This window comes from Streptomyces sp. NPDC059455 (assembly GCF_042750115.1).
In the GTDB taxonomy this organism is placed as follows: domain Bacteria; phylum Actinomycetota; class Actinomycetes; order Streptomycetales; family Streptomycetaceae; genus Streptomyces; species Streptomyces endocoffeicus.
The window spans coordinates 1-15,474 of sequence record NZ_JBHYVB010000065.1 but is presented as its reverse complement, the minus strand read 5'-3'; the positions used below and the strand labels follow the sequence as shown (position 1 = coordinate 15,474).

Below are 15,474 nucleotides of genomic sequence, written 5' to 3'. Positions count from 1 at the left end.
CGGCGCCACCCGCGATGTGTTTCGCCGCGCCACGCGATCGGCCCCCAACCGAAGTAGGGGGCCTTTCACTATCTGTGCGCCGCCAGGGACTCGAACCCCGGACCCGCTGATTAAGAGTCAGCTGCTCTAACCAACTGAGCTAGCGGCGCCTGCTGACGTAGGAGACCTTAGCACCCGGACGCCACGGAGCGAAAATCGATAAGTTTCAGCCCGGAAAGGCGGCGGGTGCGCTGGTCACAGCCGTGCTGACAAGATCACCACCGGCGGTGCGGGCCGCCCGCACACAGGCCCACAGCAGTACCTCGGGGCCGGGCAGCCAGGGGCCGCGGACATCGGGCGCGACCAGCCAGCGCGGCGACGGCATCGGGGCGGACTCCCGGGTTCCGGACTCTCCGGTTCCGGACTCCGAGGCGCGGAACTCCCGGGCGCCGGGCTTCCTGGCGCCGGAATCCGGGGCGTCGTCGCGCTCCAGGGGCGCCGCCTCCTGTGGACCGGGGTCCGGCGGGAACAGCGGCGGCACGGTCACCGCGTCGCCCCGGCCGTAGCAGAGCAGCGGGGGAGCGGCCGCGCCCCACTCCTCCCAGCCGAGCAGTGCGGGCAGCCGCTGGGCGGTCCCCGGGGTGGCGAAGAGCATGACCCGGCCGCCCTGGGCCGCGACCGGTCCGGTGCCGGGGCCGTCGGTCCATAACCGGCCCACCACCCGGCGGCCGAAGAGCGCGTCCATGCTGATCACGTCGAACGCCGTGCCGCACGGCAGCGTCACCGGGGCGGTCGGGGCGGCGGCCCACAGGGCCTGCACACCGCGCGGGGAGGCGCTGGCCGAGGCGAGCCAGTCCGCGCCTGCCGGGGTGACGAAGGCGGCGGTGTGAAGTGAGTCCTGCGGCGATCTGCTCATGTTTCCACCTTTACCGCCAGCGCTGACGGTGTAGAGAGATGAGACGAAACCGGGACATCGGATGGCGGTATCGGGTACCTTCCGCTCGCATATGCCCCGGGCTCACGCCTGCCGTCAGTCCAGCACCTCGCCGCCCCGCATCAGCTCACGACCGAATTCGACCATCTTCTTGGCGTAGTCCTCGGTCCACTCGGCACGCTCGGCGATTACGGCGGGGGTCAGCCGATCGAATCGCCTCGGGTCGGCGAGCTGCGCGGCCGCCATCGCCTGGAACTCCATGGCCCGGTCCGTCGCCGCGCGGAACGCCAGCACCAGCTCCGTCGAGCGGGACAACAGCTCACGCGGGTCTTCGATCGACTCCAGGTCGAAGAAGTGCGCCTCGTCCGACGCGGCGGCGGCCGGTTCGAAGAGCAGGGGCGCGGGCTTCAGCCGCCGGGGCGCGGAGCCGTGCCGGCCGTGAGCCGAATCCGGCTCGGGCATGTGATCTCTCCTCCTGGCTCGTGAGACACGTACGGTTCGCGGGTCTTGCCGTCTCCATTGTCGCGCGTAGGGCAAGGGCGCCCCCGCCGTACGCCGCCGACCTGGGGTCTCTCCCCACCCCACCGCCCCCTGAACCATGGCCGCACCCCTCACCCCGGTGACGCACCGTACAGCCAGGCCCTTACGACACCTGGGACCTCCCTCACACCCTTACGGTCGCCATGCCACCCGGTGCTCGGACAGGTGCGCCAGCACCGCGTGATTGGCCTCCCAGCCGTCCGGGAACTTCACCGTGACGCCCAGCTGCACCGGCTCCGTGGACGGGTGCTCGTCCAGCAGCTCGGCCACCCCCGCCCGGCACACCACCACACACGCCTGCCGGTGCCGCGACGCCAGCACGCACAACCGCCCCGTCTCCAGGTGGAAGGCCGTGGCGTCCGGCCGCCCGGACAGCGGGTGCAGCACGACCGTGACATCGAACTCACGCCCTTGGAGGCGATTGGCGGTGTCGACGGTGACGCCGGAGACCCCGAGCCCCGCCAGCGCCGCCCGGACCGCCGCCGCCTGGTCCCGGTGCGCCGTGCCCACCGCGATCCGGTCCGCCGCGACCGGCTGCGGCTCGTCGGACCGCTCGCTGACCGCCACCGCGCCCCGGTCCAGCAGCCGCCGCACCACCTGGGCCACGGCCGCCACCGCCTCCGGGTCGGTGCGCGGAGTGCGCCGGGCGGGCAGCTCCAGCAGCCCCCAGCCGGACGCGGCGGCCTCGTCCAGCACCCGGTCGGGGCCCGAGCCGTCGGAGGCCACCCCGAAGCTCAGCCGCCGCTCGCCGTGGCCGGTGCCGCTGCGGAAGGGCGTGTACGGGTAGAACGCGTGCGAGACCAGCGGCGCGGCCGAGGCCGGGAGCCGCCAGGAGACCGGCAGCCGGTGCTGCGGAAGCCGCGGGTTGTGGGCGAGCAGAGTGGTGACCGCGCTCGCCGACGGGTCGTACGACAGCCCCGCCCACTGGTCGGCGCCCACCACGCTGAACGGGTCCAGCTGCCCCGGGTCGCCCACGAACAGCGCCCGCTCGAACAGCCCGGCGACCGCCAGCAGCGCGTCGGAGCGCATCTGGTACGCCTCGTCCACGATCGCGTGCCGCCACGGCTCGACGTTTTTGATGTGCGCCCACTTCGCGGCCGTGGAGACCACGATGTCGAGCCCGGCGAGGTCGGCGATCTTCGCGGAGGCGCGGACCGACGCATGGCCGTCGAGCACCGGGTCGTACGGATGCGGATCGCTGCTGTGCAGCCGCCCCACCGGGAGGTCGGGGTCCGCCGTGGCCAGCCGGTCCACCAGATCGTCCACCTGGGCGTTGGTCTGCGCGACCACCATCAGCGGCCGCCCGGCGGCGGCCAGCTCCCGCGCCGCCCGCACCACCAGCGTCGACTTGCCCGCACCGGGCGGGGAGTCCACGACGACGCCGCGGTCCGCTCCGTGCAGCGTGTCGTGCAGGATCGCCTCGGTGGCCCGCGCCGCGGCGGCCGACGGGTCGAACGGCTCGCCCGCGCGGGCACGGCCCGGGTGGGCCGCGGCGGCGGCCGGGTCCGCGCCGATCACAGATAGTCCTCCTCGGTCATCGGGTCGGGCTGGGGGCCCTGGGCCGGGGCGGCGGCGTCCGGCGGGCCGCCGTGGGTCCATGGGGTGCTCTCCGCGTCGGGCAGCTCGGGGCCGCCGCGCGGGGCGTGCTCGAACAGCGTCCAGCACACCCGGTCGCCCTTCTCGGGCACCGTGCCCGGCTCGGGCTGCTTGCCCCGGCCCATCCCGCCGGTCAGCCGCACCACCAGCGCGCGGCGCGGGCCATCAGTATCGCCCGGACTGTCCGTATTGTCCGGGTCGTTCGTGTCATCCGGACCCTCCGTGACATCGGCTCTGTCGCCCTCGTCGGACCCGTCAGCGCCGTCCATGTCCGCGAGTCCGGCGAACTCCCCGCTCTGCGCCCTGCCGTCGGCCGTGACCCGGTGCAGCTTGACCCGCTCGGCCAGGTGCGGACGGTCCTCGGTGCGGATCGTGACCAGCGGGCGCGGACGCGGCACCTTGGCGTCCGACCAGGCCATCTCCACATCGATCACCTCGCCCGCGAACGCCTCACCGGCCAGCCGCCGCCCCGCCATGACCAGCGGATCGTCCAGCGCCTCATGGGCGTCCAGCTGGGCCTGCGCGGTCTCGCGCGCGGCGAGCTTCTGCGCCGCCGTCACCGCGTCGTCCAGCTTGGGCTGCGGCGGTTCCCCGGCCCGGACCCGGTCCCGGTGGCCGGTGTAGGACCAGCGGTCCCGCTTCCAGCGGTCGGCCACCCGCGCGCCCTCCGGGAGGGCGCGCAGCAGATCCACCCCGCGCCACAGCGCGTCCCAGGTGGGCCGCAGCTGCGACTCGATCAGCCCGCGCAGCTCCGCCTCGGCGAGCCGCAGCCGCGCCGCGCCCCCGGCCACGCCCTGTGACGCCTCGGCGCGGGCCGCGTCGTAGCGGGACATCGCAGGGGCCAGCAGCTTGTTGTCGAAGGCGGGGTCGGTGGCCGGTCCGGCGGGCGGGCAGCTCAGCCGGCCGTCCTCGTCCCGCTCCGACTCCGCCCGCAGCGCCGCCTCCGCCCCCGGCACGCCCTCCGGGGGGTCGATCCAGGCGAGCAGCGAGCCCAGGTGCTGATCCTCGAGATTGCTCTGTCCGGTCGCCCAGTGACGGCTCAGCAGCTCGGTGAGCGACAGCAGCAGACAGGAGCCGGGCACCCGCGCCCGCTCCCCGTAGTGGGTCAGCCAGCGGCCCAGCAGCGGTACGCGCGCGGGCGCCGGGAAGGGCGTCTCCGGGTCCTGCTCGACGGTCCGCCGGAACCGCATCGACCGGCCCAGCAGCCGGACGAACGCCACGCCCGCGGCGCTGGGCACCAGCAGCTGCGGCGCGTCCTCACAGAGCTCGACCTGGACCGGCACCTTCTTACCGGTCTCCGGATCGGTCTCCTTGCGCTCCTCCAGCTCGACCTCGTCCCCGTACGAGTCCAGATACGGCTGGATCTCCTCCGCGAGCTCGGCGAGGAACGCGAACCGCAGGTCGCGGTCGCGCGGCTGGGCCACGATCAGCAGCCGTGGCGCGTCCCGGTCGGTGCCCACCAGCGCGCCGAGCGGCGCCCCCGCCTCACCCGCGGTGGTGAGCGGGACGAACGCCAGCGGACGCTCCGAGAGATGGCGGTGGCGCACGGTGGTCAGGGGCTGGGCCCGCCCCTCCCGGACCGCCTCCATCCGGGCCAGGGTGGTGATCAGCGACATGCCACCGCCTCGGGGCGGGACGCGAGCGCCTCGGCGCGCAGGGCCGCCGCGCGGCGCAGGGCGTCCACGGCGGGGTCACCGGTGGGCGCCTCGTCGGCGGGGCCGTGCATGGCGGCGGTAAGGACGGCGTCCACGGTGGTGAGCCCGCCCAGCTCGCCCCGGACGCCACGGCCCAGCGCCTCGACCTGTCCTGCCGCGCGGGACCGCGTCCGGCAGTGGGCGGCCAGCTCACAGGTGGACAGGCACTCCGGCGCGTACGCCGCGTCGACCGTGTCCACGGCGGCCGTGAGCTCCTCGACCGGCCGGGTCGGGATCTGGCCGTCGTCGGTGAGCCGGAGGTCGAAGGTGGTGCCCTCGGGGAGGGCGGCGGCGATCTCCTCGATCCGGGTCAGCCGGTCCAGCTGCCGCCGGGTGACCGCCAGCTGCTTGCGCACATCGACCAGTTCGGCGGTCGGCAGGTTGGAGAAGTCCTTGGGGCAGACGAGCAGCGCCTGATGCCGCACCCGGGCCCGTACGGGAGCGCGGTCCGCCCTGCTCGCCACCTCCGCCACCTCCGCCGCCTCCGCCGCGTCGCCGCCCTCCTCGGGCTCGCCGATCATCGACGCCACCCGCTCCAGCGCCAGCGTGTAGACCGCCGACTGCCGGGCGGCCGCGCCCACCTTGGCCGGGTCGGCGGAGCCGTCCACCATGGGGAAGGACTTGATCTCGATGACCGTCCACGACCCGTCGGGGTGGACCACGACCGCGTCCGGCTCCAGGAAGGCGGGCGAGCCCGCGACGTCCAGGCTCACCATCGGATGGTCCAGCAGCGCCCAGCCCCCCGCCTCCGTGGCCTCCCGCAGCGCGAGCGCCGTACGGGCGGTGCGGCCCTGCGGTCCGGGCGCGGTCAGATCGGGGGTCGCGACGGCGCCGGGGCCGGGCGGCTCCGAGCCGTCGCGCAGTCGCTCGTGCAGCAGCCGCACCAGATCCGCGCCGCCGTCGGCCTTGACCCGGGCCTCGAAGGAGTTGCCGCGCTGATGCGCGAACTGCGACTGCCCGAAGTTCGCGGGAGCCCCCAGGGCCTGCGCCAGCGCGCCCTTGTCGACCCCGGCCCCGTCCAGCAGCGCGCGGCGGCGGCAGCCCGGGTTGGCGGCCAGCGCCGCCAGCGCTCGGGCGTCCATCGGACGGGGAGCGGTGGCCGGGCCGCGCAGCTCAGCGAGCCGCTGCCGGAGCCCCGTCGCCTGCCGTGGAGGCCGCGCCGCCCGTGGCCGTGGCGCCCCGGCCGCCGGTACCGGCACCGGCTCCCCGGCCGCCGTCGTCCGCGGCACCGTCGGTGCGTTGCCTGTCCGCGCCCCTGCCCTGCTGTCGGGGGATCCGTTCCCGTTCACGCGCCGAAGTCTCGCACTTGTCACCGACATTCGCGGGCACACCCGCGTTTCGGGAGACGACGGGGGCCTCCTGGGCCGGGCGCAGACGGGTGCGCAGGGCGTCCGCGAGCCGCAGCGCCGGGCCCGCCAGCAGCGCCCCGAGCCCCATGGTGGCGACGCCGGCGGCCGCGTCCAGGAAGTAGTGGTTGGCGGTGCCCATCACCACGAGCGTGATCGCCAGGGGATAGCCGACCGCGCCGACCTTGGCCCACACCGAGCGTCCGTGCCGCCACAGGGAGACGCCGCACCACAGCGCCCATCCCACATGGAGGCTGGGCATCGCCGCGTACTGGTTGGTCAGCCCGCCGAGCCCGCGCGGTGCGCTGGCGTCGCCGCCCCACCAGCCGTACGAGCCGTACTGCGCCATGGTGTCCACGAAGCCGTGGCTCGCGTCCAGGAGCCGTGGCGGGCACGTGGGCAGCAGTGTGAAGCCGATGAGCCCGATGACCGTGGAGACCAGCAGCCAGGTGCGCAGAAAGCGGTAGTCCGACGCCTTACGGCGCTTCCAAAGCCACATCAGGATGGCCGGGGTGAGGACGTAGTGCAGCGAGGCGTAGGCGAAGTCCGCCGGTATGCCTATGAACGCGTTGGCCGTGAAGAGGTCGTTCAGCGGCGACTCGAAGTCGATGTTCAGACGCTGTTCGAAATGGAGGATCGCCAGACCGTGATCGACGGCGGTGGACACATCGCCGCGAGCCAGGAGCCGACCGGCCGAGTACGCGGCGTACACCACCGCTATGAGCGGCAGTTCGGTCCACCAACGGGGCCGACTGCCCTGTGCTGCTCCGGCACGGGGCACGGTAAAGGGCATTCGGACGCTCTCCAAAGTTCAGCCGGCCAGAAAAAGGCGCGCGGTCAACCGTACGGTGTAGGCGAAGCGACCTACGCACCGCCCCCATCCGCGAGCGCGCCCACTGTCGGGACCCCCTGGCGGACTCGCGCGCAGCCAGGAAGACGCCAGGAGTGACCCGGAGGTTGCCTGCCGATCACGTGCGCGATGATGGAGGGATGGTGATCGGCCATGTGCCGGTCCCGTGATGTGCACGAAACCGCAGGCAGCGACGTGTAACGGCGCACGGCGGCGCGGCGGTGCGGATCCGGTGAAAGAAGGCACTACCCCATGGCCCCACGCATCCTCCTGGCCCGGCACGGACAGACGCGGTGGTCGCTGACCGGGAAGCACACCGGCCGTACGGACATCCCGCTGCTGGACGAGGGGCGGCGCGGCGCCGAACTGCTCGGCGAGCGGCTGCACCACGGCCCCTGGGCGGGCCTCCCGGACGTCGAGGTGCGCACCAGCCCGCTGGCGCGGGCGAAGGAGACCTGCGCACTGGCGGGCTTCGGCGACCGGGCGCGGGAGTGGGACGCGCTCCTGGAGTGGGACTACGGCGCGTACGAGGGGATGACCCCCGACGAGATCAAGGCCGTCCGGCCGGGCTGGCTCATCTGGCGCGACGGGGTGGCCGAGGGCGAGTCGATCGACGCGATCGCGGCGCGGGCCGACGAGGTCGTGGAGTGGGCGCGCTCGGCCGACCGCGATGTGCTGGTCTTCGCGCACGGCCACATCCTGCGGACGCTGGGTGCCCGTTGGCTCGGCCATGACGCCTCCTTCGCCGCCTGTATCCGGCTCGATCCCACGTCCCTGTCGGTGCTCGGCTGGGCGTACGGCGAGCCCGCCATCGAGCGCTGGAACGACACCGGTCATCTCGACTGAACCGGCCGTTGAACCGGCCATCCCGATCGAGGGGGCGAACCGGCGTCAGACCGGGCTGGTGAGGCCGGCCGGTTCGGGACGCGCGGTGGCCTCGGGACGGGTGGCCGGCTCGGGGCGGGCGGTGGCCTCGGGACGGGTGGCGGCCGTCTCATAGCGGGCGAGGAAGTCCGCGACCGCCGCATCGCGACCGTAAGGACGAAGTATCCGGGCCGTGTCGTCGAGCATCCGGCGGATCCGCGACGACTTCACCTGGTCCAGCAGGCCGAGCGCCCGGCCGGCCGAGGCGGCGGCCGCGTCCGGCGCGCCGCCCGCCACCAGATCGCTCGCCAGCTCCGTGGTGAACAGCGCGATATTGCGGGTGAAGTGGGGGTTCTGGAGGGCGACCGCGCGCCGCGCGTGCTCCACGGCGCGCTTCCAGTCGCCGAGCGCCGACCAGCACTGCGCCTCCAGCCCCTCCAGTTCGGCCTCCCCGAAGAAGCTCATCCACTCGGGGTCGGCGTCGCAGGGCCCGCGCTCGAACAGCGTCCGGGCGCGCAGCAGCGCCCGCTCACAGCCGCCCCGGTCGGTCAGCCAGGCGAGCCCCCCGGCCTCGCGCAGCGCGAGCAGGGACAGCAGCCGTGGCGAGGCGAGCCGCTCGGCCACCCGCTGGGCCGCCTGCGCCGCCCTTACTGCCTCGCGGGGGTGTCCGGCGTCGCGGGCGAGGAAGGCGGTGTTGCAGAACGCGTGCGCCTCCAGGGCGGCGTCGCCGGAGACCCGCGCGGTGGCCAGGGCCTCGGCGTAGTGGGACCGGGCGTCGGACAGCCGCCCGGAGTCATGGGCCAGCCAGCCCACCGAGATGGCCAGTTCGCCCGCGCCCGCGAAGAGCCGCTCGGCGATCGAGCGGCTGTAGCCGCCCGCGTCGAGCAGGGCGTAGGCGGCGCTCAGCGGTTTGGCGGTGTGTGCGTAGAGGGGGTCGGCGCCGTGCCGGTCGTCCAGCACCCGGATCCGCCGTACGGCCTCCTCCACGGCGGCGGCCTCGGCCTCGCCCACCCGCCGCCCCGCTCGCCGGGGCGGCGTCCCGGCCCGGGGCGCGGCGGCCACGGCGGCGGCCGCCGCCCCACCGGCCATGAACGAGCGGCGCAGCAGTTCGCTCTCCTCGAAGACGTCGACGGACCCCTTGCCCTGGGGCTCGCAGAGCCCGGGGCGCGGGCCGGGAAAGGGGACGGACACGGGGACGGGAGGGCCCACGGGGCCGCGCGCCTGGTGGCCGCGCACCGACTCGCGGGAGGCGAAGCCGAGATCCGTAAGGGTGCGGCCGGGGAACATATGACGGAAGACCCGCTCGTACGCGTAGTTGGGGCAGCGGATCGCCCCCGACTCGACACGGCCGATATAACGGGCGTCGCAGGAGACCTGCTCGCCGATCTCACGGGCGGCGCGGCGTACGGACGCCGCGAACTCGGAGGGCGAGAGCTGGCCGCGCAGTCGGCGGAACGCGGTGTTCGGCCGGGGCGGCGGGGGCTCTGGAAGCGGCGTCATCTGAGCCTCTCCCTTGGTGATGCCAGGTGGGCGGGGGAGAACCGTACCGGCTGCGCGATCCACGACACTCGGAGATTTCCGGCAAATGTGACGTCTCGCCCACGATCTGCCATGAACTGCCATCCTTTACGGCGGCATTCAGCCGTAGCCGTTGACACCGCCGCGCGTTGAACCAGGTGCTACCCGATGAAGAGGGAGGCCGGAGTGGATACCAGCCGCTCACGGACGACTGCCCAGCACCCCCAGCACCCCCAGCGCCAGGACTGCGATCTCGTCACCGTGCCCGCCCGCCAGGGGCTGGAGGCGGTGGACATCCTGCGTCGTGCGTGCGACGGCCTTGGTCCCGTCCTGCATGACAACGCCTGCGACACCCTCGGCTTCCTGGTCCCGCCCGGCACGGCGGACGGCTGGGACCTGCCGGGCTCGGCGTGCACCCAGACATCCGGGCGCGGGATCCGGATAAATATCGGCTCCGGCACCGGCACCCCCGCCGAGGCCGGAGACACCCGAACCGGAGACTCCGCATTCGGGGATCCCGCATACGGGAACAGCGAATCCGGAGACGGTGAATCCGGAGACACCGCATCCGGAGACAGTGAACCCGGAGACGGCGAATCCGGCGCGGCCGGGAACGAGGCCCCGCCGGGCATCGGCACCGGCTGGCTGGTGCCGCCCGACGCGGCGTACACGGTCGCCACTGACCCCGCCGAGCTCCGGGCGGCGCTCGGTGAGGCGGCCCGCACGATCGAGGCCGTCGACCGCTGCCAGTGAGTCCCGGGGGCTGTCAGTGGTCGGCCCCATACTGGGACACATGGCGAAAGGCACGAACAAGCGAGCCGCGCGCGGGCGCGGAGCGGCGCGGGGACGCAGCCCCGAGCCGGTCACCGCATCCGTCGACGGGGGGCTCGCCGAGCTCGTGCCGGACCGGGACCGGCCGAGCGGCTGGACGCTGCTGCTCGACGGCAAGCCGCAGTCGCATGTGGACCTCGACGACCCGGCCCATCTCGACTTCGAGTACCAGCGCAGATTCGGCCATGTCGCCGATCTCGCCGCCCCTCCCGGCCGCCCGCTGCACGCGGTCCATCTGGGCGGCGGCGCCTTCACTCTCGCCCGCTATATAGCGGCCACCCGCCCCCGCTCCACCCAGCAGATCATCGAGATCGACGCCCCGCTCGTCCAGTTCGTCCGGCGTGAGCTGCCGCTGGACCCCGGTGACCGGATACGGGTGCGCGGCGCCGACGCCAGGGCCGGGCTCGCCAAGGTGCCCGACGGCTGGGCGGATCTGATCATCGCGGATGTCTTCAGCGGGGCCCGTACGCCCTCCCATCTCACCAGCGCGGAGTTCCTCGCCGAGGTGCGCCGCGCCCTGCGCCCCGACGGGTGCTACGCCGCGAATCTCGCCGACGGCCCGCCGCTGGCCCATCTGAAGGCCCAGATCGCCACCGCCCGCGCCGCGTTCGCCGAGGTGTGTCTGACCGCCGACCCCGCCCTCCTGCGCGGCCGCCGCTTCGGCAACGCCGTGCTGCTGGCCGCCGACCGCGAGCTGCCGCTGGCCGAGCTCACCCGCCGTGCCGCGGGCGATCCGCACCCCGCCCGGGTCGAACACGGGCGTGCGCTGGCGGACTTCACCGGTGGTGCGGCCCCGGTCACCGACGCGACCGCCGCCCCCTCCCCGGCCCCGCCGCCCGCCGTCTTCGCCTGACGTGCGGCTCCGCCGCGTGGCCGCGCCCGGCCACGATGGCGCCGCAGACGATCGACGGCAGCTCAGGCCACTTCCACCGAAGCGCTTACGGGGCGTCCGCCGCGTGGCCGGGGGCTTCGCCCCCAGCCTTACGGGGCGTCCGCCGCGTGGCCGGGGGCTTCGCCCCCAGGCCCCGGGCTCGGGGGCGGAGCCCCGGACTCCCCCTGGCGCGCCGGGACGGCGGGGTCCCTCCCCGCTCCTTGCTGCGGCATCGCTATGCGGCATCGCTATGCGGCTTCGCTATGCGGCTTCGCCCCCAGGCCCCAGGCCCCAGGCCCCAGGCCCCGGGGCGGAGCCCCAGTTGTGGGAAGGGGCGGGGAGGGGAGCAGCCCGCCGCAGGCGGCACGATCCGTCGGACGCCTCCTGGTGCTCGTCCTAGTGCTCGTCGATCTAGTGCTCGTCGATGCGGACCTGGGGCGGGCCGTCGTGCCAGGTGCAGAAGATGGTGGTGGTGTCGGCCCCGGAGACGAAGTCCACCCGGATCCACTCGCTCTGCTTCCACACCTGCATCTGCCATCCGCCGTCCGGGGTCGCCGAGACCAGATCCGCCGATGCCGCCCGGATGTCGAAGACCGCCCGGCCGCCCTTGGCCGGATAGCTGCGCACCTCCCCGCTCTCCTCCGGCCGCGCCGACTCCCGCCGGGACGGCGTCTGTGTCGGTTTCCGGGTGCGCCCGGCCGAACCGGACTCCTTGGCCTTGTCCCCGCCGGACCCCGCGGCCGTCCCGGGAGGCGAGGGCGAGGACGGCGAGGACGGTGAAGTGGCCGAGGGCGAGGGCGGTTTGGGGCGATGCGTGGAGGAGGACCAGGCCCCCTTCGCCGACCCCGAGCCGTCCGTGATCGGCAGCGCGCGCGGCGGGTCGTAGGCCGTACCGGTCAGCACCGTCCGCACGCCGTACCACGACAGCGTGACCGCGGCGCCGGTCGCCAGCACCCAGGCCAGACATTGGACCAGACCTCTTTGCATCTTCCTCATCTTGCCTCACCCGAATGGCGTACGGTGCCGCTCATGGCAAGTGTGCTTGTGGTCGAGGACGACCAGTTCGTGCGCTCAGCCCTCATACGGCAGTTGTCCGAGGCGTCCCATACCGTGCGCAGCGTCGGCACCGCCCTGGAGGCGTTGCGCGAGGTGGCACAGATCGGATTCGACGTCGTCATCCTGGACCTCGGCCTGCCCGATCTGGACGGGGCGGAGGCGCTCAAGATGTTGCGCGGCATCACCGATGTGCCGGTCATCGTGGCCACCGCCCGTGACGACGAGGGTGAGATCGTCCGGCTGCTCAACGACGGCGCCGACGACTACCTGGTCAAACCGTTCTCCGTGGCCCATCTCTCCGCCCGGATGACCGCCGTGCTGCGCCGTGCGCGCGGGGGCGGGCCGGGTGAGCCGGGCGGCGCGGCGGCGCCCCCCGCGGTGCTCCGGGTCGGCGGACTGGCCGTCGATCCGCTGCGCCGTCAGGCCAAGTTGGACGGGATGGCGCTCGATCTGACCCGACGGGAATTCGATCTGCTGGCCTATCTCGCCGGGCGGCCCGGCGTCGTGGTGCCGCGCCGGGAACTCCTCGCCGAGGTCTGGCGGCAGGCGTACGGGGACGACCAGACCATCGACGTCCATCTGTCCTGGCTGCGCCGCAAGCTGGGCGAGACGGCCGCCCGGCCGCGCTATCTCCATACGCTGCGCGGGGTCGGGGTCAAGCTGGAGCCCCCGACGGAGCACACGTGAGATGGGCCCTGGTCAAGGTCTGTCTGGCGGTCACGGCGATGGTCGTGGTCGCCTTCGCCGTACCGCTCGGACTCGTCGTCAAGGAGCTGGCCCGGGACCGGGCGTTCGCCGACGCCGAGCGGCAGGCCGCCACCATCGGCCCGGCGCTCGCCATCACCACCGAGCGGGCGCGGCTGCAGCGCGCGGTCGCCAGCACCCAGGCGGGCGGGGACGGCCGGATGGCGGTGCATGTCCCCGATGAGCCGGGGAAGCGGGGAAGCGGCTACGACCTGGGCAAGAGCCGTGCGCCCAGGGGCGAGCTGGCCACCGCGCGGCGGCTCGGCCGCGCCTCGGTGTCCGGCGCCCCCGGGGGGTACGCGCTGCTCCAGCCGACCGCGCTGAGCAGCGGTCAGGTCGCGGTCGTGGAGGTGTATGTCCCGCGTGGCGTGGTCACCAGCGGGGTGACCACGTCGTGGCTGGTGCTCGCGGGCGTCGGCCTCGCGCTGATCGTCGGCGCGGTGGCCATCGCCGACCGGCTCGGCACCCGGCTGGTGCGCCCCGCCGGGCGGCTCGCCGGGGCCGCCCACGACCTGGGCCGGGGCGAGCTCGGGGTGCGCGTCCCGGAGGACGGCCCGGCCGAACTCCGGGCGGCAGCCGCCGCGTTCAACTCCATGGCCGACCAGGTGGTCCAGCTCCTGGCCGGCGAGCGCGAGCTGGCCGCCGACCTCTCCCACCGGCTCCGTACCCCGCTCACCGTGCTGCGCCTCAACGCCGCCTCGCTGGGCGAGGGTCCGGCGGCCGACCAGACCCGCGCCGCCGTCGCCCAGCTGGAGGGCGAGGTCGACCAGATCATCCGCACCGCGCGCCAGCAGAAGACCCACACCCCCTCCGGCTGTGACGCCTCCGAGGTGATCCGGGACCGGATGGAGTTCTGGTCCGCGCTCGCCGAGGACGAGGACCGTACGGTGCGGCTGGCCGGGGTCGACCGCACCGTAAGGGTGCCGGTCGCCCGCCCCGAACTGGGCGCCGCGCTGGACGCCCTGCTCGGCAATGTCTTCCGGCACACGCCCGAGGGCACGGCGCTCGCGGTCGACGTCCACAACGGCGAGGACAGCGTGATCATCCTGGTCTCGGACGCGGGCCCCGGCATCGCCGACCCGGACGCGGCGCTCCGCCGGGGCCACGGCGACGGCGGCCCCGGCTCGACCGGCCTCGGCCTGGACATCGTGCGCCGGGTCGCGGAGTCCACGGGCGGCGATCTGCGGATCGGGCGGTCGGTGCTGGGCGGCACCGAGGTACGGCTGTGGCTCTCGCTGAACGGCGCCGGCTCCGCCGACCCGGGGCAGCGGCGACGCGGCCGTAAGAAGAGGACCCGGGGGCGCGGCAGGGCCAAGGAGCCCGCGGAGCATTAATCGCCGCCGATGGGTTCCTTAAGGCAGCCATAAGATCCGTGGCCGGTGCACGGATCCTGCCGTTTGTCCGACTTCCCCTCGCTAGCGTGTCGCCCGCACCATCACCCCCCACATCCGTACAGCGAAGGCAGGCACCTGATGAGCAGCACGCACCGTCGCAAGGCCAGCCGGACCACCAAGGTGATCGGCGCGACCGCCGCCGCCGTCGTGGCCGGTGGCACGGCGTTCGCGCTCAGCGGGGCGGCGAACGCGGGAACCGTCTCCGAGAAGACCTCCGCCTCCGAGAAGCCCGCCGCGGCGGCGGGCGGCTTCGCCCCGTACATCGACACCTCGCTCTACCCCGCCTACGACATGGTGGGCACCGCGGACAAGACCGGCGTCAAGGAGTTCAACCTCGCCTTCATCACCTCCGGTGGCGGCTGTACCCCCAAGTGGGGCGGCGTCACCGAGGTCGGTGACAACGAGGTGGCCAAGCAGACCGAAGCGCTGCGCGCGAAGGGCGGCGACGTCCGGGTCTCCTTCGGCGGCGCCTCCGGCTCCGAGCTGGGCCTGGCCTGCACCTCGGCGGACGAGCTCGCCGCGGCCTACGGCAAGGTCGTGGACGCCCTCAAGCTCACCAAGGTCGACTTCGACATCGAGGGCAGCGCGCTCCCGAACAAGGAGGCCAACACCCGCCGCGCCCAGGCGATAGCCAAGCTGCAGCAGCAGCACTCGGACCTGGACGTCTCCTTCACCCTGCCGGTGCTGCCGACCGGCCTCACCCAGGACGGTGTCGACCTCGTCGCCGACGCCAAGAAGAACGGTGTGAAGGTCTCCGCCGTCAACATCATGGCGATGGACTACGGCGCGTCCTTCGATGACGACATGGGTCAGTACGCGATCGACGCCGCCACCGCGACCCAGGGCCAGATCAAGGAAGCGCTCGGGCTGAACGACGACGAGGCGTGGAAGACCGTCGCGGTCACCCCGATGATCGGCGTCAACGACGTCAAGAACGAGATATTCAAGGTCGACGACGCCTCCCAGGTGGCGGAGTTCGCCAAGTCCAAGGGCCTGGCCTGGCTGTCGATGTGGTCCGCGACCCGCGACAAGCAGTGCCCCAGCCCGCAGGACACCGCGTCGCCGACCTGCAGCTCGATCGACCAGGAAGAGCTCGCGTTCACCAAGGCGTTCGGCGCCGTCAACGGCTGACGACGACGTAGCCGGATAAGCCCCGTATTCACCACCCCCCACGGAAACCCCCCTCTCCGCGCGGCCCGGAAGGTCTCCCCCGCCCACGGCGGCCCCCCGCGTCCGTCGGGCGGGGGGGGCGGGGGC

General features: G+C 73.8%; 14 protein-coding genes and 1 tRNA gene. 6 read left to right on the top strand and 9 right to left on the bottom strand.

What is annotated here, in order from left to right; genetic code table 11:
- Window positions 1–75: 75 nt before the first annotated feature.
- The 7 genes from ACFXB5_RS23445 to ACFXB5_RS23415 form a co-directional block, all read right to left on the bottom strand.
- Window positions 76–149 (bottom strand) — tRNA-Lys (locus tag ACFXB5_RS23445).
- Window positions 150–205: 56 nt separating this feature from the next.
- Window positions 206–895, bottom strand: coding sequence for a bifunctional DNA primase/polymerase (locus ACFXB5_RS23440; RefSeq protein ID WP_385211073.1), 690 nt, complete (start codon window positions 893–895; stop codon window positions 206–208).
- A 114-nt stretch (window positions 896–1,009) separates the two neighbouring features.
- Window positions 1,010–1,375 carry a hypothetical protein gene (locus ACFXB5_RS23435; protein WP_020871076.1) on the bottom strand — a complete coding sequence of 122 codons (366 nt, stop codon included), beginning with the start codon at window positions 1,373–1,375 and terminating at the stop codon, window positions 1,010–1,012.
- A 210-nt stretch (window positions 1,376–1,585) separates the two neighbouring features.
- Window positions 1,586–2,968, bottom strand: coding sequence for an AAA family ATPase (locus tag ACFXB5_RS23430; RefSeq protein WP_385211136.1), 1,383 nt, complete (start codon window positions 2,966–2,968; stop codon window positions 1,586–1,588).
- The gene (locus ACFXB5_RS23425; RefSeq protein WP_385211069.1) at window positions 2,968–4,665 is read right to left on the bottom strand and encodes a hypothetical protein; all 1,698 of its coding nucleotides are present in this window, start codon (window positions 4,663–4,665) and stop codon (window positions 2,968–2,970) included. The genes ACFXB5_RS23430 and ACFXB5_RS23425 overlap by 1 nt, the downstream gene beginning before the upstream one ends.
- A complete protein-coding gene (locus tag ACFXB5_RS23420) occupies window positions 4,656–5,825 on the bottom strand; it encodes a hypothetical protein (protein ID WP_385211066.1) in 1,170 nt (389 codons plus the stop codon). Before ACFXB5_RS23420 ends, ACFXB5_RS23425 begins: the two co-directional genes overlap by 10 nt.
- 31 nt (window positions 5,826–5,856) lie before the next feature.
- On the bottom strand, window positions 5,857–6,882 hold the full coding sequence (locus ACFXB5_RS23415; RefSeq protein ID WP_385211063.1) for a phosphatase PAP2 family protein: 1,026 nt from the start codon (window positions 6,880–6,882) through the stop codon (window positions 5,857–5,859).
- Window positions 6,883–7,191: 309 nt separating this feature from the next.
- Here ACFXB5_RS23415 and ACFXB5_RS23410 point away from each other — a divergent pair, with 309 nt between their 5' ends.
- The gene (locus ACFXB5_RS23410) at window positions 7,192–7,785 is read left to right on the top strand and encodes a histidine phosphatase family protein (RefSeq protein ID WP_385211060.1); all 594 of its coding nucleotides are present in this window, start codon (window positions 7,192–7,194) and stop codon (window positions 7,783–7,785) included.
- A gap of 45 nt (window positions 7,786–7,830) precedes the next feature.
- On the opposite strand, the gene ACFXB5_RS23405 is transcribed toward ACFXB5_RS23410, so the two are convergent.
- Complete coding sequence (locus tag ACFXB5_RS23405) at window positions 7,831–9,303, bottom strand: tetratricopeptide repeat protein (RefSeq protein ID WP_385211057.1); 1,473 nt, start codon at window positions 9,301–9,303, stop codon at window positions 7,831–7,833.
- Window positions 9,304–9,507: 204 nt separating this feature from the next.
- Here ACFXB5_RS23405 and ACFXB5_RS23400 point away from each other — a divergent pair, with 204 nt between their 5' ends.
- Together ACFXB5_RS23400 and ACFXB5_RS23395 are read left to right on the top strand one after the other, a co-directional pair.
- Window positions 9,508–10,074, top strand: coding sequence for a hypothetical protein (locus ACFXB5_RS23400; RefSeq protein WP_385211054.1), 567 nt, complete (start codon window positions 9,508–9,510; stop codon window positions 10,072–10,074).
- A 40-nt stretch (window positions 10,075–10,114) separates the two neighbouring features.
- Window positions 10,115–11,005, top strand: coding sequence for a spermidine synthase (locus tag ACFXB5_RS23395; RefSeq protein WP_385211051.1), 891 nt, complete (start codon window positions 10,115–10,117; stop codon window positions 11,003–11,005).
- Between the two features lie 429 nt (window positions 11,006–11,434).
- Here the strand turns inward: ACFXB5_RS23395 and ACFXB5_RS23390 are convergent, their stop codons facing one another.
- Window positions 11,435–12,010 (bottom strand): hypothetical protein, encoded by a 576-nt coding sequence (locus ACFXB5_RS23390; RefSeq protein WP_385211048.1) that lies wholly within the window; start codon window positions 12,008–12,010, stop codon window positions 11,435–11,437.
- Window positions 12,011–12,052: 42 nt separating this feature from the next.
- Here ACFXB5_RS23390 and ACFXB5_RS23385 point away from each other — a divergent pair, with 42 nt between their 5' ends.
- The 3 genes from ACFXB5_RS23385 to ACFXB5_RS23375 all read left to right on the top strand — a co-directional run bounded on the left by ACFXB5_RS23385 (window position 12,053) and on the right by ACFXB5_RS23375 (window position 15,348).
- On the top strand, window positions 12,053–12,766 hold the full coding sequence (locus ACFXB5_RS23385; RefSeq protein ID WP_385211045.1) for a response regulator transcription factor: 714 nt from the start codon (window positions 12,053–12,055) through the stop codon (window positions 12,764–12,766).
- Entirely contained in the window at window positions 12,763–14,157 is a 1,395-nt protein-coding gene (locus ACFXB5_RS23380) for a sensor histidine kinase (RefSeq protein ID WP_385211044.1), read from the top strand. The genes ACFXB5_RS23385 and ACFXB5_RS23380 overlap by 4 nt, the downstream gene beginning before the upstream one ends.
- A gap of 138 nt (window positions 14,158–14,295) precedes the next feature.
- A complete protein-coding gene (locus ACFXB5_RS23375; RefSeq protein ID WP_385211041.1) occupies window positions 14,296–15,348 on the top strand; it encodes a chitinase in 1,053 nt (350 codons plus the stop codon).
- The last annotated feature ends 126 nt before the right edge of the window (window positions 15,349–15,474 follow it).

Coding starts and splice junctions, on each gene's coding strand:
- ACFXB5_RS23440 (WP_385211073.1), bottom strand. CDS start 895: ATGAGCAGATCGCCGCAGGACTCACTTCACACCGCCGCCTTCGTCACC.
- ACFXB5_RS23435 (WP_020871076.1), bottom strand. CDS start 1,375: ATGCCCGAGCCGGATTCGGCTCACGGCCGGCACGGCTCCGCGCCCCGG.
- ACFXB5_RS23425 (WP_385211069.1), bottom strand. CDS start 4,665: ATGTCGCTGATCACCACCCTGGCCCGGATGGAGGCGGTCCGGGAGGGG.
- ACFXB5_RS23420 (WP_385211066.1), bottom strand. CDS start 5,825: ATGGACGCCCGAGCGCTGGCGGCGCTGGCCGCCAACCCGGGCTGCCGC.
- ACFXB5_RS23415 (WP_385211063.1), bottom strand. CDS start 6,882: ATGCCCTTTACCGTGCCCCGTGCCGGAGCAGCACAGGGCAGTCGGCCC.
- ACFXB5_RS23410 (WP_385211060.1), top strand. CDS start 7,192: ATGGCCCCACGCATCCTCCTGGCCCGGCACGGACAGACGCGGTGGTCG.
- ACFXB5_RS23405 (WP_385211057.1), bottom strand. CDS start 9,303: ATGACGCCGCTTCCAGAGCCCCCGCCGCCCCGGCCGAACACCGCGTTC.
- ACFXB5_RS23395 (WP_385211051.1), top strand. CDS start 10,115: ATGGCGAAAGGCACGAACAAGCGAGCCGCGCGCGGGCGCGGAGCGGCG.
- ACFXB5_RS23390 (WP_385211048.1), bottom strand. CDS start 12,010: ATGCAAAGAGGTCTGGTCCAATGTCTGGCCTGGGTGCTGGCGACCGGC.
- ACFXB5_RS23385 (WP_385211045.1), top strand. CDS start 12,053: ATGGCAAGTGTGCTTGTGGTCGAGGACGACCAGTTCGTGCGCTCAGCC.
- ACFXB5_RS23375 (WP_385211041.1), top strand. CDS start 14,296: ATGAGCAGCACGCACCGTCGCAAGGCCAGCCGGACCACCAAGGTGATC.